A 20,555-nucleotide genomic window follows, 5' to 3' on the forward strand; every position below is an offset into this window, starting at 1 on the left:
TCCCGATCTCCACTCAAGATCAGGTTCGTATGGATGCCACGAAGTGAGTCAGTTTTGATCCGCCGTCAGAGGGTCACGGTTCAAGCGACGCCGACACGTACGGGGACCGCACCGTTTGGCCCGCACCATTTGGTGCGGGCCTCTTCTCGTATCTGGCGGCACGTCTCGCCCCACGGTCCCCAGAAGCCCTCAGCGGCTCTCTCGCGGCCTTGACGGCGTCACATTCGCTCGGTACTCCAAAGACAGGGCACATCCCCCCGTGTGGCCCTTGGAGGTGGCGTATGGCGGCATCGGTCAGGCACGAGACGCGGGCCCTGCTCCGCGCGCATCTGTCGGCCGCGTCGTCATACGGTCACGTGACGCGCCACTGTCCGATCTGTCACCGGCTGTTGCGGCAGGCGCTGGACTCGCCGGCGCCACAGTCTCCGACAGGTCGTCAAGAGGGCGTCGAGGACGGGAGCGCGTCCACGGTGTGAACCCCGCGGGCCCCAACGTCCTTGCCACGCCGACCTCCTGGAGGCCACGCCTCCATTAGCGCACAGGTGCCCGGCCCAACAACCACCGTGCCGTGTGACGGGAGTCACCGCATGAGTTTTGGAAACCGTGGCACTTACGACTCCCCTACAACTGGTCAATTTAATATGTGCAATTGCACCCGGTTCCGCAGTGCTCGCACAGCCCGTCCGACGCCCCTCCCCAGACTCCGACAAGCCCGCTCACAGAACCGGCCGACCTCGCACCACCAGGCACAGGACCGGACACAAAAAGATCGCGCTGGACCCGGCGGAGTCCAGCGCGATCAACGACGCACCTCTGTTGGGGCAGGGACGGCGTCGCTTGGAGCTGTGGTCCGAGCGTCCCGGCAGATTGGGGGACCTGCCGTTTTGCCCGGCTATTCAGTTGTTCAGGCCTCGCTGCGCTGCTGCGGAATGCCCGCGAGCAGAGCGCGGACCTCGGCTTCGCGGTAGCGGCGATGCCCGCCGAGCGTGCGGATCGACGTGAGCTTGCCGGCCTTCGCCCAGCGCGTGACCGTCTTCGGGTCGACGCGGAACATGGTGGCGACCTCAGCCGGGGTCAGCAGCGGCTCGGCATCAGGGGTGCGAGCGGTCATGAGCGGCCTCCTCGGGAGAACCGAACCTTCTCGGTTCATTCCTCTAAATTCTGCACCTTGACCCGCGTTGCCCGAAATGGCGGACGCGAGTCGAGTCGGTTATAGGACGAACGGCTTGTCCTCGGCACTACAACTACACCATCTGTCCAGCCGCGTCGGCCAAACCGATGGAATTGCCCTCCCAGGTGTTCATCAGCGACGGAAGCCGATGGACCATGCCATAGCGGACAGTCACGCCCCTGTGACGATCAGTCACAGGGTGATCAGGGGTCACTCGACCTGCCATCAGACCCCCCAAAGCGTGCAATGCTGAGATTCCGCCCACAGTGCATCACAGCAGGACGGAAGGAGCCCTCCCCGGGCTCCTTGTCCTATTTTGGCATGAGGAGGGGGAAGGGGCGCAAGAGTGATGTACGTGCGGTCCGTCACGCTTGACGCATACGCCCGGAACGGGACCTACGTCCCTTGTCGACATGACATCAGCCCACACCGAACGAGTGTCTGAGCGGAAGACGAAACCCCACATCGGGCGGTACGTCAAACGTCAGTTCGCGGACCGCCGGTCCCGGACCGCCCGCCAGCGCTCGACCAGCCGCCCGTAGGCCGCCCCCGCCGCCGCCCCGTCGCCGTGGCGCAGCGCCTCGATTCCCTCGGCCACGTCCGCCGCGGAGTGGTCGGCCTCCAGCTCGCCCGCGGGCAGGGCGTGCACCAGTCCGCCGTAGTCCAGCTCCACCAGGGAGCGCGGGTGGAACTCCTCCAGCCAACGCCCCACGTCCACCAGGCCGTCGATGAGCGGCCCCTCGTCCACGGCCTCCCGCAGGGCCCGCAGCCCCCGGGCCACCCGCCGGCGGGCCTGCACCATCGGCGTCCGGTAGCGCAGCACCGGCGCGGCCGACCCCGCACCCTCGCCGCCCCGGTCGTACTCCCGCTCGTCGTCGGAGACCAGCACGAACCAGTTGATCGGCACCTGCCAGGTGGCCGTGCGGATCCAGGGGCGGGCGTCCGGGTTTCGCTCCAGCCAGCGCTCGTAGTCCTGCGAGGTCTGACGGCGTACGACCGGGGGGATCAGGGCGTCCAGAACGGGGTCCGGGAAGTCCTCGGCCAGTTCTTCCAGGGCCTGCCAGCCGCGCAGCCGGGTCCGCCAGGGGCAGACGCAGACCACGCCGTCGACCTCCGTCACGAAGGCGTCGGCGCTCTCGTGCACCGGCACCGCCACGGGCGGGGTGGGCAGCAGGTCGGCCAGGGAGCGGCGGAGTTCCTCCTGGTAGGAGGGCCGGTCCGGGCGGCGGGCGTAACGGGACCAGTGGGCGCGCTCCTCGTCGGGGAAGGCGGCCAGCGGTTCGTACACACGCAGGTACGCCGCGTACGGGACGATCACCGAGGACACCTTGGGCACGCCTGCTTCCCTCCCCCGCGCACCGACGCGAAAACCTGTGGAAACCCGTGGAAACGGATCACAAAAGCGCGAGAATCTCTGCGAATCGTCGCACGCCCGTACTCCGTGCGGAGGTGATCCTCGGCACTGTGCGGCGGGCGGGCACCACCAGGCTCTAATCTCGTGCCACAGTCCCCGCCACCCGCACGGGAACTGCCGCCCATCGCCGCAACTACACAGGAGTCACCACCGTGACCGACGTAACCGGCGCACCTGCTGATGTACTGCACACCCTGTTCCACTCGGACCAGGGGGGTCATGAGCAAGTCGTGCTCTGCCAGGACCGTGCCAGCGGTCTCAAGGCCGTCATCGCCATCCACTCCACCGACCTGGGCCCCGCGCTCGGCGGTACCCGCTTCTACCCGTACGCGAGCGAGGCGGAGGCCGTCGCCGACGCGCTGAACCTCGCGCGCGGGATGTCGTACAAGAACGCCATGGCCGGTCTCGACCACGGCGGCGGCAAGGCCGTGATCATCGGTGATCCGGAGCAGATCAAGAGCGAGGAACTGCTCCTCGCCTACGGCCGGTTCGTCGCCTCGCTCGGCGGCCGTTACGTCACCGCCTGCGACGTCGGCACCTACGTCGCCGACATGGACGTCGTGGCCCGCGAGTGCCGCTGGACGACCGGGCGCTCCCCGGAGAACGGCGGCGCGGGCGACTCCTCCGTCCTCACCTCCTTCGGCGTCTACCAGGGCATGCGGGCCGCCGCCCAGCACCTGTGGGGCGACCCGACGCTGCGCGACCGCACCGTCGGCATCGCGGGCGTCGGCAAGGTCGGCCACCACCTGGTCGAGCACCTGCTCGCCGAGGGCGCCCACGTGGTCGTGACCGATGTACGGGGGGACGTCGTACGGGCCGTCACCGAGCGGCACCCGTCGGTGGTCGCCGTCGCCGACACCGACGCGCTGATCCGGGTGGAGAACCTGGACATCTACGCGCCCTGCGCGCTCGGCGGGGCACTGAACGACGACACGGTGCCGGTACTGACCGCCAAGGTGGTGTGCGGCGCGGCCAACAACCAGCTCGCCCACCCGGGCGTGGAGAAGGACCTCGCCGACCGCGGGATCCTCTACGCGCCGGACTACGTGGTGAACGCCGGCGGCGTCATCCAGGTCGCCGACGAGCTGCACGGCTTCGACTTCGACCGGTGCAAGGGGAAGGCCGCGAAGATCTACGACACCACGCTGGCCATATTCGCACGTGCGAAGGAGGACGGTATTCCGCCGGCCGCGGCGGCCGACCGGATCGCCGAGCAGCGGATGGCGGAGGCACGCCCCCGGCGGTGATCGGCGGGACCGCACAGGTCCCTGCAGGGGGCTCACAGGGGTCCTCGCAGGTTTGACCGGTACCCGTCGGGGGGCAGTTGGAGAGAACTCTCACTTCCCCGGCGGGTCGACCGTCGAAAGGTGGTTAAAATCGCCGTTGACCAGCGAGGACGGGGCGCCTCGAGGGTCCTGGGCGTGGCCACGTCCTACGGGCGACGTACCGTATGGGCGTGGGCTCAGGTACCGTGGAAGCCCTACGGACCGGTCTCTCCACGGAGAGCCCGTTCCGGACCATGAACGCGTGTCAAGACTCTGGGGCCGTCGAGCCCCGTCGTTGAGGGGGTCGAGCCATGGGGCGCGGCCGGGCCAAGGCCAAGCAGACGAAGGTCGCCCGCCAGCTGAAGTACAACAGCGGTGGGACTGATCTCTCCCGCCTGGCCGAGGAGCTGGGCGCATCGCCGGCGAATTCGCAACCGCCGAATGGCGAGCAATTCGAGGACGATGAGCAAGACGATGACGTGTACGCGAAGTACGCCGACCTCTATGAGGACGACGACGAGGACGAGGACGGCCAGTCCCCGCAACAGCGACGCGGCGCTTGACCTTGCACTGAGCACCTTCCCGGTCGGTGGCATCTGTCACCGACCGGGTTCTGTGCTACCCGCAGGTCTCGGACGCGGCTGAGTCTCGGACTGCCAGGTCTCAGACGGCCGCAGGTCTCAGACGGCGTAGTCGCCCACCAGCGCCGCGCCGGTCTCGTGGTCGCCGCGGTCGGTGATCTCGCCGGCCACCCAGGCGTCCACGCCGCGGTCGGCGAGGGTCGTCAGGGCCACGTCCGTGGACTCCTCGGGCACGATGGCGATCATGCCCACGCCCATGTTGAGGGTCTTCTCCAGCTCCAGGCGCTCGACCCGGCCGGTCCGGCCGACGAGGTCGAAGATCGCGCCCGGGGCCCAGGTGGAGCGGTCGACCACGGCGTGCAGACCGTCGGGGATCACGCGGGCCAGGTTGGCCGCGAGCCCGCCGCCGGTGACGTGGCTGAAGGCGTGGACCTCGGCGGTGCGGATGAGGGCCAGGCAGTCCAGGGAGTAGATCTTGGTCGGCTCCAGCAGTTCCTCGCCCAGGGTGCGGCCCAGGCCGTCCAGGTGGGTGTCGAGCGCCAGGCCGCCCTCGTTCAGCAGGACGTGGCGGACGAGCGAGTACCCGTTCGAGTGAAGCCCGGAGGACGCCATGGCGATCACCGCGTCACCCGTACGGATGCGATCCGGGCCGAGCAGCCGGTCGGCCTCCACGACGCCCGTACCGGCGCCGGCGACGTCGAAGTCGTCCGCGCCCAGCAGGCCCGGGTGCTCGGCCGTCTCGCCGCCCACCAGGGCGCACCCGGCCAGCACACAGCCCTCGGCGATGCCCTTGACGATCGCGGCGACACGCTCGGGGTGGACCTTGCCGACGCAGATGTAGTCGGTCATGAAGAGCGGCTCGGCGCCGCACACCACGATGTCGTCCATGACCATGGCGACCAGGTCGTGGCCGATGGTGTCGTAGACGCCGAGCTGCCGGGCGATGTCGACCTTGGTGCCCACGCCGTCGGTGGCGGAGGCGAGCAGCGGGCGCTCGTAGTTCTTGAGGGCGGAGGCGTCGAAGAGGCCGGCGAAGCCGCCGAGGCCGCCGAGGACCTCGGGGCGCCGGGTCTTCCTGACCCATTCCTTCATCAGTTCGACGGCGCGGTCGCCCGCCTCGATGTCGACGCCGGCGGCTGCGTAGCTGGCACCAGTTGTGTCAGGCATGACGATGAGAACCTTCGTGTCGTACGGCAAGGCAGGGAGGCAAGGAGGCCAGGGAGGCGAACGGGGGCGACGAGGCGGTCGAAGCGGGCGGGTCGGGCGAGGCGGGCGGCTACGGGCGACGGATGGCGTCGGCGGCGGCCGTACCGGCGGGCCCGGCGGCCAGCTCGGTCTCCAGGAGCTGCTTGCCGAGCAGCTCGGGGTCGGGAAGCTCCATCGGGTACTCCCCGTCGAAGCAGGCGCGGCACAGGTTCGGCTTGGGGATGGTGGTCGCTTCGATCATGCCGTCGATGGAGATGTACGCCAGGGAGTCGGCGCCCATCGAGTTGCCGATCTCCTCGACGCTCATGCCGTTGGCGATGAGCTCGGCGCGGGTGGCGAAGTCGATGCCGAAGAAGCAGGGCCACTTCACGGGCGGGGACGAGATCCGGATGTGGATCTCGGCGGCGCCGGCCTCGCGGAGCATGCGGACCAGGGCCCGCTGGGTGTTGCCGCGGACGATGGAGTCGTCCACGACGACCAGCCGCTTGCCCTTGATGACTTCCTTGAGGGGGTTCAGCTTCAGTCGGATGCCGAGCTGGCGGATGGTCTGTGAGGGTTGGATGAAGGTGCGGCCGACGTAGGCGTTCTTCACCAGGCCGTTGCCGAAGGGGATGCCGGAGGCCTCGGCGTAACCGATGGCGGCGGGGGTGCCGGACTCCGGGGTCGCTATGACGAGATCGGCCTCCGCGGGGGCCTCCTTCGCCAGCTTGCGGCCCATCTCGACGCGCGAGAGGTAGACGTTGCGGCCGGCGATGTCGGTGTCCGGGCGGGCCAGGTACACGTACTCGAAGACACAGCCCTTGGGCTTCGCTTCTGCGAATCGGGAAGTTCGCAGCCCGTTCTCGTCGATGGCGACGAACTCGCCCGGCTCGATCTCGCGGACGTAGGAGGCGCCGCAGATGTCGAGCGCGGCGGACTCGGAGGCGACCACCCAGCCGCGCTCGAGGCGGCCGAGGACCAGCGGGCGGATGCCCTGCGGGTCACGGGCGGCGTAGAGGGTGTACTCGTCCATGAAGACGAGGCTGAAGGCGCCGCGCACCTGGGGCAGCACCTTGCCGGCCGCCTCCTCGACGGTCAGCGGCTTGCCGTCGTCGTCGACCTGGCCCGCGAGCAGCGCGGTGATCAGGTCGGTGTCGTTGGTCGCCGCGACCCGGGGGGAGCGGCCGTCCTGCTTGGGCAGGTCGGCGACCAGCTCGGCGAGCTGGGCGGTGTTGACGAGGTTGCCGTTGTGCCCGAGCGCGATGGAACCCTGCGCGGTGGCACGGAACGTCGGCTGGGCGTTCTCCCAGACGGAGGCTCCGGTGGTCGAGTAGCGGGCGTGACCGACCGCGATGTGACCCTGGAGCGAACCGAGCGAGGTCTCGTCGAAGACCTGGGAAACCAGGCCCATGTCCTTGAAGACGAGGATCTTGGAGCCGTTGCTGACCGCGATTCCCGCGGATTCCTGGCCCCGATGCTGGAGGGCGTAGAGCCCGAAGTAGGAGAGTTTTGCGACCTCTTCGCCAGGAGCCCAGACACCGAAGACGCCGCATGCGTCCTGGGGGCCCTTCTCGCCGGGAAGCAGATCGTGATTGAGTCGACCGTCACCACGTGGCACGCCACCGAGTGTAGGCGAGATCGACCACTGGTCCGAATTGGGGATATCGGCTCACGATCGGATCACTGGTCGGCGACGGCCCGGACGGTGGCACCGTCTTCGCTGGTCAGCGTGAGGGTTTCATGATCGATCCGGTACTCGACCGGACCGTCGAAGAGGCCCAGCATCCGCTTCTCGGCGTCCATGAGTGAGCCTTCGCACATCATTCGGGTGGTGGCCGGGGCGCCGAGGGTGATACGTCCGTCGCTGACCGTGGCCCTGGCGTTGACGTGGTTGCAGGGGAGGCGGCCGGAGACGGTCCTGGCGTCCTGGTCGAAGGTGAGGTGGGCGCGGCCCCGGTGGCCCGGGGTGGTCACCGTCCACTTCGTTCCGAACAGGGACGCGTCCGCCGGCCTGCTCAGCCGGACGGTGTCGCCGTCGGCGGTGGTGAGGGTCAGCTTCTCTCCCTCGTCCTCGCCCTCGTGCTTGTCCTCGTGCTTCGTGGTGAGCGGGCCGGTGGTGAGGGTGCGGCCGAGGGACTTCTCGAAGTCGACGGGGGTGTTCTCGCAGGCCTTCTCGGTGAACATGCCGTCACTGAGCCGGACGCTCCCGCCGTCGACGTCGGCACGGGCGCTGAAGGTGTTGCAGCCGGTGCTGCCCACCGCCTCGCCGGTGTCGTCGATACGGACCTGCGCCGCGTCCGGCGCCTGGTGGGTGGTGCCGTCGACGGTGACGCTGTCGATGCTCCACCGGACGCCGGTGATCGACTGCCCGTCCGAGCCCACGGAGGCGCTACCGGTGTCGTCGGCCCTCTCGCTGCCGCAGGCCGCGGCGAGCGGGACGAGCGCGACGACGGCCGCCACGGTCAGGGTCATGCTGCGCTGCTGCTTCTGCTGCTTCTGTTGCTTCCGCCTGTACATGGCGATTCGACGGAGACGGGGAAGATGCGGTTCCGTCCGTTTGCCCCTCGGCTCTCCCCTCAGCTCAGCAGGGGCAACAGCTCTCCCAGGTCGGCCCGCTCCCCGCTCGCGCTCACCTTGGCCGCGGCCACGGCGTCCTTCCAGGCCAGCCGTCCGCCGGCCAGCCGGACCCAGGTCAGCGGGTCGGTCTCGACGACGTTGGACGGGGTGCCCCGGGTGTGCCGGGGCCCTTCCACGCACTGCACGACCGCGTACGGCGGGATCCGCACCTCCGTCGAGCCGCCGGGCGCCTTCACGGCGAGCGCGTCGGCCAGCAGCCGGGTCGCGGCGGCCAGGGCCTGCCGGTCGTACGGGATGTCGAGGCCGGGCACGGCGGCGTTCAGGTCGTCGGTGTGCACGACCAGCTCGACGGTGCGGGTGACGACGTAGTCGGCCAGCGGCAGGGCGCCCGCGCTGGTGGGGAGCAGCCGACTGCCGGGGGAGTTGTCGAGGCGTTCGGTGAAGCGCCGCTCGACCTCGGACAGGTGGCCGTCGAGGTCGGAGTGTTCGGCGGCCAGCCGGCGGGCGGTCCCGGCGATGGCGTCCGCGTCGGCTGCGATGGCGAACGGCCAGTCGAGCAGCCGCCCGTCCTGCCGCACGGGCTCGGGTTCCCCGAGCAGCCGGTCCACGGCGGTCAGCGCCGTCCCGACGTGCGCGACCAGCTCCCGCACCGTCCAGTCCCCTAGCCGCGTCGGCAGCGCGAGCTGCTCGGGGGTGAGGGTGCGGACGGCCGCCCGTACGTTGCCGAACTGGGCGAGGACGGCGGTGCGGGTCCGGGCGGGGTCGTAGCTGCGGGGGCGCCTTCTGGCCGGGGGCATGGGGTGAGCCTATGCGGGCGTGGCGGTCGGCGAGGGCGTCTCCATGATCTCGCCGTTGCGCGGGACGCCGATGCCGCGCCAGGTGAAGGGGATGCCCCGGGCGGTGTCCGGGTCGGGGCCGTCCATGAGCTGGAAGTGCACGTGCGGCTCGGTGGAGTTGCCGGAGTTGCCGCACCGGGCGAGGACCTGGCCGGCGTGGACCCGGTCGCCCTCGCGGACGGCGAAGGAGCCGCGCCGGACGTGGGCGTACAGGGCGTGGGTGCCGTCGCCGAGGTCGAGGACGAGGTGGTTGCCGACGATGCGGCGGGCGCCGGCCATCTCCCGCGCCGAGCCCTCGACGAGCATCAGGTACAGCAGCGCGGGCAGCGAATTGCGGCTCAGGTGGTCGCGCTGGCCGTCGTCGACCCGTACGACCGTGCCGTCGGCCACCGCGAGGAGCGGGGCGCCGAACGCCGGGAAGTCGGGGTTGCGGCGGGCGAGTGGCCACAGCACGCGGAAGCCGGGGCGGGCGCCGGGCTCCGGTTCGGCGACGAGGTCGATGGCGAAGGTCTGGCCGTAGGCGTGGACGCCGTGGCTCGGGGTGCGGCTGGCGGGACTGTTCAGCGCGGACCAGCGGCCGGACACGGGCGGGGCGACCTCTACGGGCTCGCGGGTCTTGCCGGACGCGTTCGGGGCGCCGCCGTTCCACCGGTTGACCACGGTGATCAGGACGTAGGCCAGGACCAGCGGCACGAGGACGCACCACCACGGATACCCCGGGTCGAAGAGGACACTGACGGCCACCAGAGCGAGAAAGGCGACTTGCAGCACCCGGAAGGTGATCATGGCGAGCTTGCGTACGGACATCGTTCCCCCTTGATCGTGACGGTTCCGTGGGTCGTGACGTTCCCGGTCAGTTCCGGGCCGTCGACAGCGCCACCAGCAGCGGTACGACCCGCCCCGGCGGCACCTCGTGGCGGCCCCGGCCGGTCGTGTGCAGCCAGCCCGCGCCGGTGAGCTGGCGCAGATGGTGGTAGATCTGGCCCGTCGTGCCCATCCCGTCCAGCTCCGCCAGCTCGGCGGCGGTGCGCCGACCGCCGAGGACCTCGCGCAACAGCCGCAGCCGCACGGGATGACCGAGCGCGGCGAACACCTCGGCGGACTCCGCCCAGTCGGCGTCCATCAGTCCTTCGGTGAGCGCCCCGTGCTGCCAGCCGTACCGCTCCCCGGTCGGCAGCCGTACCGAGCCGGTGAACAGGACACCTCCGTCCGCCGCGCCCAGCTCGGCGAGCTGTTCCTTCAGCCCCTCCAGGGCCCAGAAGTCACCCTCACCGGGTCGGGGAGCCGGCCGGTCCCCGGCTTCCTCCAGTGCCGCCAGCCGCCGTTCGAGATCGGCGACGCGTTGTTCCAGTTGCTCCACTCTTTCGAGATTACGTAACTACGTAATCCCGCGCAAGGTCTGGGATCGCCCGGAAACACTGGCATCCCGCCTGGAAGGAAGAGCGACATGCCGGTTATGCCTGAGCACACGTCTCAGATGTTGGTGGAGGAGTTCGAAACGATCGCCTCTGGCGCTCCCGAAACCGTGACGTTGGAGTTCGTCAACGGACGGATCGGGGTCAAGAGGCCGTCCGACGGCAGTCACGGCACCATCGTGTCCTGGCTGACCAAGCGCTGTATTCAGGCCCGGCCCGACCTGGACCTGTACCAGACACAAGGCCTCCGCGTCGACGCGTACCGCCAGAGCAGGGCACGGCCGGACGCCGTGCTCGCGCCCGAGGCCCACTTCGCGGGGTATGGCGAATGGGCCGACCCGGCCGGAGCGCTCATGGTCGTCGAGGTCACCTCGTACGACTCGGACACGGACCGGCGGGACCGTCGCAAGAAGCCGGCCGCATACGGCGAGGCGGGAATTCCCGTGTACCTCCTGATCGACCGGGACTCCTGCACGGTCACCGTGCACAGCAGCCCGGACCGGCGAGTCGGTGGCTACCGGGACGTCCGCGTCGCGAAGTTCGGCGAGACGGTGGCGCTCCCCGATCCGGTGGGCATCGAGCTCGACACGGAGATCCTCAAGAACTACGTGCGCTGAAACGACGAGGTCGAACGACGAGGTCCCGCCCGGAAACAACCGGACGGGACCTCGGACTCTCAGGGACCGGCGACTACGCGAGCAGCGCCGGGATCGTCCCCTCGTGGGCCTCGCGCAGCTCGGTCAGGGGCAGGGAGAACTCGCCCTGGACCTCCACCGCGTCCCCGTCCACGACACCGATGCGGGTGACGGGCAGGCCGCGGGCGCCGCACATGTCGTTGAAGCGGAGCTCCTCCGAGCGCGGGACGGCGACGACCGCGCGGCCCGCCGACTCCGAGAACAGGAAGGTGAAGGCGTCGAGCCCGTCCGGTACGACCAGACGCGCGCCCTTGCCGCCGAGCAGCGCCGACTCGACGACCGCCTGGACCAGACCGCCGTCGGACAGGTCGTGCGCGGAGTCGATCATGCCGTCGCGGGAGGCGGAGATCAGGATCTCGCCGAGCAGGCGCTCGCGCTCCAGGTCGACCTTGGGCGGCAGGCCGCCGAGGTGGTCGTGGACGACCTGGGACCAGGCCGAGCCGCCGAACTCCTCACGGGTGTCACCGAGGAGGTAGAGCAGTTGGCCCTCCTCCTGGAAGGCGACCGGCGTGCGGCGGGCCACGTCGTCGATGACGCCGAGGACCGCGACCACCGGGGTGGGGTGGATGGCGGCCTCGCCGGTCTGGTTGTAGAGCGAGACGTTGCCGCCGGTCACCGGAGTGCCGAGCTGGAGGCAGCCGTCGGCCAGGCCGCGCACGGCCTCCGCGAACTGCCACATGACCGCCGGGTCCTCCGGCGAGCCGAAGTTCAGGCAGTCGGAGACGGCGAGGGGCTTCGCACCGGTCGTCGCGACGTTCCGGTAGGCCTCCGCCAGCGCAAGCTGCGCGCCCGCGTACGGGTCGAGCTTGGCGTAGCGGCCGTTGCCGTCGGTGGCGATGGCGACACCGAGGCCGGACTCCTCGTCCACGCGGATCATGCCCGAGTCCTCGGGCTGGGCGAGCACGGTGTTGCCCTGCACGAAGTGGTCGTACTGCTGGGTGATCCACTGCTTGGACGCCTGGTTCGGCGACCCGACCAGCTTCAGGACCTGGTCCTTGAGCTGCTCACTCGTCTCCGGCCGCGGCAGCTTGTTCGCGTCGTCGGCCTGGAGGGCGTCCTGCCAGTCCGGACGGGCCAGGGGGCGCTCGTAGACCGGGCCGTCGTGGGCGACGGTGCGCGGGTCGACGTCGACGATCCTGCCGCCGTGCCAGAAGATCTCCAGGCGGTCGCCGTCGGTGACCTCACCGATGACGGTGGCGATGACGTCCCACTTGTCGCAGATCTCGAGGAAGCGGTCGACCTTCCCCGGCTCGACGACCGCGCACATGCGTTCCTGCGACTCGCTCATGAGGATTTCCTCGGGAGACAGGGTCGAGTCGCGCAGGGGTACGTCGTCCAGGGTGACGCGCATGCCGCCGGAGCCGTTGGACGCCAGCTCGGACGTGGCGCAGGACAGGCCCGCCGCGCCGAGGTCCTGGATGCCGACGACCAGCTTCTCGGCGAACGCCTCCAGGGTGCACTCGATGAGGAGCTTCTCCTGGAAGGGGTCGCCGACCTGGACGGCGGGGCGCTTGGACGGCTTCGCGTCGTCGAAGGTCTCGCTCGCCAGGATCGACGCGCCGCCGATGCCGTCGCCGCCGGTGCGGGCGCCGTACAGGATGACCTTGTTGCCCGCGCCGGACGCCTTCGCGAGGTGGATGTCCTCGTGCCGCATGACGCCGATGGCACCGGCGTTGACCAGCGGGTTGCCCTGGTAGCAGGCGTCGAAGACGACTTCGCCGCCGATGTTGGGCAGGCCCAGGCAGTTGCCGTAGCCGCCGATGCCGGCGACGACGCCGGGCAGGACGCGCTTGGTGTCGGGGTGGTCGGCGGCGCCGAAGCGCAGCGGGTCGACCACGGCGACCGGACGGGCGCCCATGGCGATGATGTCGCGGACGATGCCGCCGACGCCCGTGGCCGCGCCCTGGTAGGGCTCGACGTACGACGGGTGGTTGTGCGACTCGACCTTGAAGGTGACCGCGTAGCCCTGGCCGACGTCGACCACACCGGCGTTCTCGCCGATGCCGACGAGCATCGCTTCGGACTCGGGGGCCTTCTCGCCGAACTGGCGCAGGTGGACCTTGCTGCTCTTGTACGAGCAGTGCTCGGACCACATGACGGAGTACATGGCGAGTTCCGCGCCGGTCGGGCGGCGGCCGAGGATCTCCACCACCCGCTCGTACTCGTCCTTCTTCAGGCCCAGCTCGGCCCAGGGCAGCTCGACGTCGGGGGTCGCGGTCGCGTGCTCGACCGTGTCCAGAGGCGTCCGGCTCATGCGTTGACCAGCTTCTTGAGGATCGAGGTGAAGAACGGCAGGCCGTCGGTACGGCCCGTACCGATCAGCGACTCGACGGCGTGCTCGGGGTGCGGCATGAGCCCGACGACGTTCCCGGCGGCGTTGGTGATGCCGGCGATGTCGTTGAGCGAGCCGTTGGGGTTCATGTCCAGGTACCGGAAGGCGACCCGGCCCTCGGCCTCCAGCTCGTCCAGCGTGTGCCGGTCGGCGACGTAGCGGCCGTCCATGTTCTTCAGCGGGATGTGGATCTCCTGGCCGGCGGTGTAGTCGCTGGTCCAGGACGTGTCCGCGTTCTCCACCCGCAGCTTCTGGTCGCGGCAGATGAAGTGCAGGTGGTCGTTGCCCAGCATGGCGCCCGGCAGCAGGTGGGCCTCCGTGAGGATCTGGAAGCCGTTGCAGATGCCGAGCACCGGGAGACCGGCCTTCGCCTGGTCGATGACGGTGTCCATCACCGGCGAGAAGCGCGAGATGGCACCGGCGCGCAGATAATCGCCGTACGAGAATCCGCCGCACAGCACCACGGCGTCGACCTGCTTGAGATCCTTGTCCTTGTGCCAGAGAGCGACGGGTTCTGCGCCGGCGACGCGGATCGCGCGCTGCGTGTCCCGGTCGTCCAGACTGCCGGGGAAAGTGACGACGCCAATACGAGCGGTCACTTCACGGCCCCCGCGACCACGTCTTCGGACTCGACCTTGACGGTGAAGTCCTCGATCACGGTGTTGGCGAGGAAGGATTCCGCAAGATCACGGATGCGGGCGAGGGTGGCGTCGTCGACCGGCCCGTCCACTTCCAGTTCGAATCGCTTTCCCTGACGGACGTCCGAGATCCCTTCGAAACCCAGTCGCGGCAGTGCGCGCTGCACCGCCTGGCCCTGGGGGTCGAGGATCTCCGGCTTGAGCATGACGTCGACTACGACGCGTGCCACTGGCACTCCCGGTGTGTGGTGCTGAGCAGGTTCCTTCAGACTACCCGCCCAAAATTTCTACGCGCGTAACCTTGGAGGAAACTACGTGACCCCAGTCACGATTCCGCATCGAGAGGAGATCGAGGGGAGGCGGTCACGAAAAACTTCGGGAAAGATCCCGGATCGAGCGTGGGACACCTATTGCGCGACGGACACGCCAGGAGATTTAGTCGGTCTTCCCATTGCAATGCCGGGCACTGTACAAATGAAATGTCATTAGCCGATACTTTGCCCAATTACAGGCGAACAGTCGGCATCATCGCGGCGTCCCGGCACGTTCGGGCACGTCATCGCGGAGATGCCGCACGAAGGGACCGATATTCGTGGCGCAGCGTGTCGTGGTCACTCTCTTTGACGACATCGACGGCTCGGAAGCGGCGGAGACGATCGCCTTCGGAGTCGACGGCCGGACGTACGAGATCGACCTGAACGAAACCAATGCCCGGAAACTGCGCAAGGCGCTCGAGCCGTACGTCTCGGCCGGCCGCAAGCGCTCCCGCTCCGGCAAGACGTACCGGCAGACGGAGGTCACCCCCGCCCCGGCGGCGGTCCGGGCCTGGGCCCAGGCGAACAAGATGGACGTGCCCGCGCGGGGCCGGATCCCGAAGAAGGTGTACGAGGCGTTCGCCGAGGCCCGGTGAGCCGCTCGGCGAGCCTCTCGGTGACCGATCGGTGAACCGCTCGGTGAGCCTCACGACGTGACCGGGGCCGACGGACGCTCAGCCGCCCCTCGCGGCAACCGACTTGCGCAGCACCCAGGGTGATCAGCTAAAGTCTGGAGCACGCCGAGGGGCGAGGCCGAAAAGGCCCAGCTCACGGAACATGCGGGTGTAGTTCAGTAGTAGAACATCCCCCTTCCAGGGGGAAGGCGCAGTGTGCAATTCCTGTCACCCGCTCTGCATCGCCGTACCGATGGTCCGATTGGATCAGGTAGGCTGGTGCTCGCACCGATCGGTGAAGGCCGGTCGGGGGCAATGCGGACGTAGCTCAGTTGGTAGAGCGCAACCTTGCCAAGGTTGAGGTCGCGAGTTCGAACCTCGTCGTCCGCTCGGGAATCAGACCCCGGTCCTCAGGACCGGGGTCTTTTCGTGCTCCCGAACCTGAGCGTCCGGCAGCCCGACCGCCCGGCCCTGACATTTGTCATGCGGGGTGATGACGGGCCGCACTGTCGGCGGGCCCCGTGTGCCGGAAGGCTTGAGGCATGCACTCAAACGGACACGAACACGTGATTGAGGTCACCGACCTGCGGCGTGTGTACGGGGGCGGGTTCGAGGCCGTACGCGGAATCGGCTTCTCCGTGCGCCGCGGCGAGGTCTTCGCCCTGCTCGGCACCAACGGCGCCGGCAAGACGTCGACGGTCGAACTGCTGGAGGGCCTCGCCGCTCCGGCCGGCGGCCGGGTGCGCGTCCTCGGACACGACCCGTACACCGAGCGGGCCGCCGTACGCCCCCGCACCGGCGTCATGCTCCAGGAGGGCGGCTTCCCGTCCGAGCTGACCGTCGCCGAGACCGCGCGGATGTGGGCGGGGTGCGTGAGCGGGGCCCGCCCGCCGGCGGAGGTACTGGGGCTGGTCGGGCTCGAGTCGAAGACCGACACCCGCGTCAAACAGCTTTCCGGCGGCCAGCGGCGCCGCCTGGACCTGGCGCTCGCGCTGCTCGGCGATCCCGAGGTGCTCTTCCTCGACGAGCCCAGCACCGGACTGGACGCCGAAGGCCGCCGCGACACCTGGGAGTTGGTGAGCGCGCTGCGCGACCGGGGCACCACCGTGCTGCTGACCACGCACTATCTGGAGGAGGCAGAGCACCTCGCCGACCGGCTCGCGATCATGCACGAGGGCCGGATCGCCGCGACCGGCACCCCGGCCGAGGTGACCGCCGCCCAGCCGTCCCGGATCTCCTTCGAACTGCCCGCAGGCTACTTCGTGGGCGACCTGCCGCCGCTCGGCGAACTGGGCGTCAGCGACCACGAGGTCGACGGCCGGATGATCAAGCTGCGCACCCGCGAACTCCAGCGCGCGGCCACCGGACTGCTGGTGTGGGCCGGACAGACCGGGGTGGAGCTGCGCCGCCTGGACGTGCGTTCGGCGTCCCTGGAGGAGGCCTTCCTCAGCATCGCCAAGGAGGTGTCCGCGAGGACGGCCGACGGGACGACGAAGACGGAGAAGGACACGGAGCAGGACACCGGGAAGAACACGGAGAAGGAGCACGCGGCATGAGCGCCACGGACGCCACGGACACACAAGCCCGCACGAAGCGCGCCGCCGCCGGTGTCGCGACCACCACGCCGATGAGCCGCATGACCGCCCTCGCCCGCGCCGAACTGACCCTGCTCGGGCGGAACAAGGGCACCGTCTTCGCCGCGCTGTTCATCCCTTTCGTGATGCCGTTCAGCGTGCGGGCGGGAGCCAAGGAGATCGACCTCGCCGGGGCCGGGCTGACCATCGGCACGCTCGTGCTGCCCGCCGCGATCGGCTTCTCCCTGCTGTTCGCCGTCTACTCGGCCCTCGTCGGCGTCTTCGTCGTCCGGCGTGAGGAACTCGTCCTGAAGCGGCTGCGCACCGGAGAGCTGCGGGACGTGGAGATCCTCGGCGGATCCGCCCTGCCGGCCGTCCTCAGCGGGCTCGTACAGTCCCTGCTGCTCGCCGTGGGCTGCGCGGTCCTGCTGGACCTGCCCGCGCCGTCGGCACTCCATCTGGCCGTCGTCGGCCTGCTGCTGGGCCTGGTGATGTGCGCCGCGCTCGCGGCGGCCACCGCGAGCTTCACCAAGACCGGTGAGAGTGCGCAGGTCACGCCGCTGCCGTTCACGTTCGTCTCGATGCTCGGCTCCGGCCTGTTCTTCCCGCTGGACCTGCTTCCCGACCGGCTCGCCGCCCTCTGCGAGCTGCTGCCGCTGACGCCCGTGATCACCCTGGTGCGCGGCGGCTGGACCGGCGACCTGTCCGGCGCCGAGGCGATGGGCGCCACGGCGACGGCGGTGGCCTGGACCGTTCTCGCGGTGTTTGCTGTACGACGGTGGTTCCGCTGGGAGCCACGGCACTGAGGCACGGGACGAGTGGGAGCGGCGGACGGATGCGCGGGCCGGACGGATGGTGGCGGGTCAAGAGCACGCCGGAGAAGGTGGAGACGTACACGCGGTGGTCGTTCCACTTCTTCGGGGTGAGCGAGATCGCCGGCATCGGACTGTCGACCTACAGTCAGACGGGTGCGCGACTCGCGACGGTGCTGTCCCTGCTGGTCATCACGCATGCCGTGATGTGCATGGTGACCGCCTCACGGGCGCTGGACTGGACCCTCGGACGCCGTGCGCAGCCGGTGCGGGAGCTGTGGGGGCTCGGTGCCGTCACCGCGGTCCTGGCGACCGTCGCGATCGCCATCGCGGAGCACGGCCCCGGGGGTACGGACGTCGACGGCGCGGCCGCCAGCGTCTTCGCGGGAGTGCAGGTCTTCGGCGTCGGCGTCCTGGTGCTCGGTGTGCACCGCCGGCGACGGCACGTCATCGCCCTGGTCGGCGGATTCGCGGCGGGTGCGGGAGTCGTGTCGTTCGCGGTCGGCATGCCGTGGCTCGCCGCACTGATCATGTCGTGCGTCCTGCTGGCGGCCGGGGCGTTCATCGCCTTCACCGCGGTGTTCTCCTTCTGGCTGCTCAACGCGGTCTACGCGCTCGACGACGCCAAGGAGACCCGGGCCAGGCTCGCCGTCGCCGAGGAACGGCTGCGGTTCGGCCGGGATCTGCACGACGTGATGGGGCGGAACCTGGCGGTGATCGCGCTCAAGAGCGAGCTGGCCGTCCAGCTTTCCCGGCGCGGACGGCCCGAGGCGGTGGAGCAGATGATCGAGGTGCAGCGCATCGCCCAGGAGTCGCAGCGTGAGGTACGGGACGTCGTACGCGGCTACCGGGAGGCCGCCCTGGAGGTCGAACTGGCCGGCGCCCGGGGTGTGCTCTCGGCGGCCGGCATCGTCTCGGAGGTCACCGGCGAGACGGCCGGCCTGCCCGCCGAGGTGCAGTCGGCGCTCGGCTGGGTGGTGCGGGAGGCGACCACGAACGTGCTGCGGCACGGGGACGCGAAGAAGGTCACCGTGATGGTGCGGATGTCGGAGGGGCGTGTAGTGCTGACGGTGGAGAACGACGGGGTGGCGGAGCCGACCGGGAAAGACCCCGTGGCGGGCCCGGACGGCTCGGGCGGATCGGCCGGCTCTGGCGGCTCGGGCGGCTCTGGCCTTGCGGGGCTGCGGGAGCGGCTGTCCGCCGTGGACGGCACGCTGGAGGCGGGCATCGCGGGCAAGGGCGTGTTCCGGCTGACGGCCGAGGTGCCGCTGCCCGCCCCCGCGGCCGGGGCCGCGCTGGAGGTCGCGTCGTGACGGCGACCGTGCGCGTACTGCTCGCCGACGACGAGCACCTCATCCGCGGAGCGCTGGCGGCCCTGCTGTCCCTGGAGGACGACCTGGTCGTGGTCGCCGAGGCGGCCACCGGCCCGGAGGCGCTGGCGATGGCGCGGGCGCACGCGCCGGACGTCGCCGTACTGGATCTCCAGATGCCCGGCGCCGACGGTGTGAAGGTCGCCACATCCCTGCGGACCGAGCTGCCCGCCTGCCGGGTGCTGATCGTGACCAGTCACGGCCGCCCCGGGCACCTGAAGCGGGCGCTCGCGGCGGGGGTGCGCGGGTTCGTCCCCAAGACGACCAGCGCCCAGCGACTCGCCGAGCTGATCCGAACGGTCCACGCCGGAAACCGGTACGTCGACCCCGAGTTGGCCGCCGACGCGATCTCCGCCGGTGACTCGCCGCTGACCGCTCGCGAGGCCGAAGTGCTGGAGCACGCCGCCGACGGGGCGCCCGTCGCGGAGATCGCCGAGCGTGCCGCGCTCGCCGAGGGGACCGTACGGAACTACCTGTCGTCGGCCGCGAGCAAGCTGGGAGCGGAGAACCGGCACGCGGCGGTGCGGCTCGCGCGGGAGCGGGGTTGGGTATAGTGGATGGCGCGCCACGGCGACGTCCCCGACGAAGTCCACGACGAAGCCCGCGCGCAGTGCGAACGTAGCTCAGTTGGTAGAGCGCAACCTTGCCAAGGTTGAGGTCGCGAGTTCGAACCTCGTCGTTCGCTCCGTGTGAGAAGCCCCCGGCTCCGGATGAATCCGGCCGGGGGCTTCTTCGTGTTCGCTCGGCTCGCCCGGCTCACCTGACTCGCCTTGGCGTGCCTACGACCAGCTCAGGCCGGTCAGGCGCTCGTAGGCCTCCACGTACTTGGCGCGGGTGGCGTCCACGACCTGCTGCGGCAGCGCCGGCGGCGGCTGTTCGCTCCCGCGGTCCCAGCCGGACTCGGGCGAGGTCAGCCAGTCCCGCACGAACTGCTTGTCGTACGACGGCTGCGCGCGGCCCGGCTGCCACTGGTCGGCCGGCCAGAAGCGGGAGGAGTCCGGGGTGAGGACCTCGTCGGCGAGGACGAGGTCCTCACCGCTCCCGCCCGCGAAGCCGAACTCGAACTTCGTGTCCGCGAGGATGACGCCGCGGTCGCGGGCGATGTCGCGGGCGCGCGCGTACACGGCGAGGGTCGCCTGGCGCAGGGCGGCGGCGGTGTCGGCGCCGACCTGGCGGGCGACCTCCTCGTAGGAGACGTTCTCGTCGTGCTCGCCGACCTCGGCCTTGGTGGCCGGGGTGAAGATCGGGGCGGGCAGCTCCGAGCCGTCGATGAGGCCCTCGGGCAGGGCGAGGCCGCACACGGTGCGGGTCTCTTCGTACTCGGCGAGCCCCGAGCCGGTGAGGTAGCCGCGGGCCACGCACTCCACGGGGACCATCCGCAGCGACTTGCAGACCAGCGCGCGGCCCTCCCAGTCGGCGGGGGCGCCGTCGGGCAGCTCGGTGCTCAGGACGTGGTTCGGTGCCAGGTCGGCGAGCTGGTCGAACCACCACAGGGAGAGCTGGGTGAGGACGCGGCCCTTGTCGGGGATCTCGGTCGGCAGCACCCAGTCGTAGGCGGACATGCGGTCGCTGGCGACCATCACGAGGTCGCCCGCCTCGTTCCGGTACAGCTCGCGCACCTTGCCGGTGTGCAGATGCACCAGACCCGGAACCTGGATCGGCTCGGGCTTTTCGACGAATCCGGACACGGTTCCTCCCCGTGGTTCTGTCTAGTACGTCGATTGTCCCGTACGTCGGGAGGAGGGCGGCGAGCGGGGCAGTC

At 70.0% G+C, this 20,555-nt stretch carries 21 protein-coding genes and 3 tRNA genes; 12 read left to right on the forward strand and 12 right to left on the reverse strand.

Going from position 1 to position 20,555, the window contains the following annotated elements; genetic code table 11:
• The first annotated feature begins 281 nt into the window (after nt 1-281).
• Nucleotides 282-476, forward strand: coding sequence for a DUF6274 family protein (locus tag KUM40_RS41000; RefSeq protein ID WP_254394532.1), 195 nt, complete (start codon nt 282-284; stop codon nt 474-476).
• A gap of 428 nt (nt 477-904) precedes the next feature.
• Here KUM40_RS41000 and bldC read toward each other — a convergent pair whose 3' ends face one another.
• Both bldC and KUM40_RS04015 read right to left on the reverse strand, forming a co-directional pair.
• Complete coding sequence (gene bldC, locus KUM40_RS04010) at nt 905-1,111, reverse strand: developmental transcriptional regulator BldC (RefSeq protein WP_003949541.1); 207 nt, start codon at nt 1,109-1,111, stop codon at nt 905-907.
• A 544-nt stretch (nt 1,112-1,655) separates the two neighbouring features.
• Complete coding sequence (locus KUM40_RS04015) at nt 1,656-2,507, reverse strand: hypothetical protein (RefSeq protein WP_217162885.1); 852 nt, start codon at nt 2,505-2,507, stop codon at nt 1,656-1,658.
• A gap of 230 nt (nt 2,508-2,737) precedes the next feature.
• Between KUM40_RS04015 and KUM40_RS04020 the strand changes: the two genes are divergently transcribed.
• Together KUM40_RS04020 and KUM40_RS04025 are read left to right on the forward strand one after the other, a co-directional pair.
• A complete protein-coding gene (locus KUM40_RS04020) occupies nt 2,738-3,832 on the forward strand; it encodes a Glu/Leu/Phe/Val dehydrogenase dimerization domain-containing protein (RefSeq protein WP_217162887.1) in 1,095 nt (364 codons plus the stop codon).
• Between the two features lie 329 nt (nt 3,833-4,161).
• On the forward strand, nt 4,162-4,413 hold the full coding sequence (locus KUM40_RS04025; protein ID WP_217162888.1) for a DUF3073 domain-containing protein: 252 nt from the start codon (nt 4,162-4,164) through the stop codon (nt 4,411-4,413).
• Between the two features lie 117 nt (nt 4,414-4,530).
• Here the strand turns inward: KUM40_RS04025 and purM are convergent, their stop codons facing one another.
• The 6 genes from purM to KUM40_RS04055 form a co-directional block, all read right to left on the reverse strand.
• Nucleotides 4,531-5,598, reverse strand: a complete 1,068-nt coding sequence (gene purM, locus KUM40_RS04030; RefSeq protein WP_217162889.1) for a phosphoribosylformylglycinamidine cyclo-ligase — start codon at nt 5,596-5,598, stop codon at nt 4,531-4,533.
• A 109-nt stretch (nt 5,599-5,707) separates the two neighbouring features.
• The gene (gene purF, locus KUM40_RS04035) at nt 5,708-7,234 is read right to left on the reverse strand and encodes an amidophosphoribosyltransferase (RefSeq protein ID WP_217162890.1); all 1,527 of its coding nucleotides are present in this window, start codon (nt 7,232-7,234) and stop codon (nt 5,708-5,710) included.
• A 62-nt stretch (nt 7,235-7,296) separates the two neighbouring features.
• Nucleotides 7,297-8,133 (reverse strand): META domain-containing protein, encoded by an 837-nt coding sequence (locus KUM40_RS04040; protein WP_254394533.1) that lies wholly within the window; start codon nt 8,131-8,133, stop codon nt 7,297-7,299.
• 59 nt (nt 8,134-8,192) lie between these two features.
• Complete coding sequence (locus KUM40_RS04045) at nt 8,193-8,990, reverse strand: sterol carrier family protein (RefSeq protein ID WP_217162891.1); 798 nt, start codon at nt 8,988-8,990, stop codon at nt 8,193-8,195.
• A gap of 9 nt (nt 8,991-8,999) precedes the next feature.
• Complete coding sequence (locus KUM40_RS04050) at nt 9,000-9,836, reverse strand: M23 family metallopeptidase (protein ID WP_217162893.1); 837 nt, start codon at nt 9,834-9,836, stop codon at nt 9,000-9,002.
• Nucleotides 9,837-9,882: 46 nt separating this feature from the next.
• Entirely contained in the window at nt 9,883-10,389 is a 507-nt protein-coding gene (locus KUM40_RS04055; RefSeq protein ID WP_217162895.1) for a helix-turn-helix transcriptional regulator, read from the reverse strand.
• A gap of 87 nt (nt 10,390-10,476) precedes the next feature.
• Between KUM40_RS04055 and KUM40_RS04060 the strand changes: the two genes are divergently transcribed.
• Complete coding sequence (locus KUM40_RS04060) at nt 10,477-11,061, forward strand: Uma2 family endonuclease (RefSeq protein ID WP_217162897.1); 585 nt, start codon at nt 10,477-10,479, stop codon at nt 11,059-11,061.
• Between the two features lie 73 nt (nt 11,062-11,134).
• Here KUM40_RS04060 and purL read toward each other — a convergent pair whose 3' ends face one another.
• From purL to purS, 3 genes are read right to left on the reverse strand one after another with little or no spacing between them, the layout of a single operon-like run.
• Entirely contained in the window at nt 11,135-13,393 is a 2,259-nt protein-coding gene (gene purL, locus KUM40_RS04065) for a phosphoribosylformylglycinamidine synthase subunit PurL (RefSeq protein ID WP_217162899.1), read from the reverse strand.
• Entirely contained in the window at nt 13,390-14,070 is a 681-nt protein-coding gene (purQ, locus tag KUM40_RS04070; RefSeq protein WP_217162901.1) for a phosphoribosylformylglycinamidine synthase subunit PurQ, read from the reverse strand. Before purQ ends, purL begins: the two co-directional genes overlap by 4 nt.
• Nucleotides 14,067-14,339: a phosphoribosylformylglycinamidine synthase subunit PurS gene (purS, locus tag KUM40_RS04075; RefSeq protein ID WP_217162906.1), complete on the reverse strand. Its 273-nt coding sequence runs from the start codon at nt 14,337-14,339 to the stop codon at nt 14,067-14,069. Before purS ends, purQ begins: the two co-directional genes overlap by 4 nt.
• Nucleotides 14,340-14,701: 362 nt before the next feature.
• Between purS and KUM40_RS04080 the strand changes: the two genes are divergently transcribed.
• The 8 genes from KUM40_RS04080 to KUM40_RS04115 all read left to right on the forward strand — a co-directional run bounded on the left by KUM40_RS04080 (nt 14,702) and on the right by KUM40_RS04115 (nt 19,478).
• On the forward strand, nt 14,702-15,019 hold the full coding sequence (locus KUM40_RS04080; RefSeq protein ID WP_217162908.1) for an Lsr2 family protein: 318 nt from the start codon (nt 14,702-14,704) through the stop codon (nt 15,017-15,019).
• Nucleotides 15,020-15,202: 183 nt separating this feature from the next.
• A tRNA-Gly gene (locus tag KUM40_RS04085) sits at nt 15,203-15,274 on the forward strand.
• 80 nt (nt 15,275-15,354) lie between these two features.
• Nucleotides 15,355-15,427, forward strand: a tRNA-Gly gene (locus KUM40_RS04090).
• 152 nt (nt 15,428-15,579) lie between these two features.
• On the forward strand, nt 15,580-16,593 hold the full coding sequence (locus KUM40_RS04095) for an ABC transporter ATP-binding protein (protein WP_217162910.1): 1,014 nt from the start codon (nt 15,580-15,582) through the stop codon (nt 16,591-16,593).
• Nucleotides 16,594-16,664: 71 nt separating this feature from the next.
• Nucleotides 16,665-17,417, forward strand: a complete 753-nt coding sequence (locus KUM40_RS04100) for an ABC transporter permease (protein WP_374227344.1) — start codon at nt 16,665-16,667, stop codon at nt 17,415-17,417.
• Nucleotides 17,418-17,446: 29 nt separating this feature from the next.
• The gene (locus KUM40_RS04105; RefSeq protein ID WP_217162914.1) at nt 17,447-18,736 is read left to right on the forward strand and encodes a sensor histidine kinase; all 1,290 of its coding nucleotides are present in this window, start codon (nt 17,447-17,449) and stop codon (nt 18,734-18,736) included.
• Nucleotides 18,733-19,347 (forward strand): response regulator transcription factor, encoded by a 615-nt coding sequence (locus tag KUM40_RS04110; protein WP_217162916.1) that lies wholly within the window; start codon nt 18,733-18,735, stop codon nt 19,345-19,347. The genes KUM40_RS04105 and KUM40_RS04110 overlap by 4 nt, the downstream gene beginning before the upstream one ends.
• A 58-nt stretch (nt 19,348-19,405) precedes the next feature.
• Nucleotides 19,406-19,478, forward strand: a tRNA-Gly gene (locus tag KUM40_RS04115).
• Nucleotides 19,479-19,572: 94 nt separating this feature from the next.
• On the opposite strand, the gene KUM40_RS04120 is transcribed toward KUM40_RS04115, so the two are convergent.
• On the reverse strand, nt 19,573-20,481 hold the full coding sequence (locus KUM40_RS04120) for a phosphoribosylaminoimidazolesuccinocarboxamide synthase (RefSeq protein WP_217162918.1): 909 nt from the start codon (nt 20,479-20,481) through the stop codon (nt 19,573-19,575).
• Nucleotides 20,482-20,555 lie beyond the last annotated feature (74 nt).

Origin of the sequence: Streptomyces sp. AC512_CC834, assembly GCF_019049325.1 — a bacterium.
GTDB lineage: Bacteria > Actinomycetota > Actinomycetes > Streptomycetales > Streptomycetaceae > Streptomyces.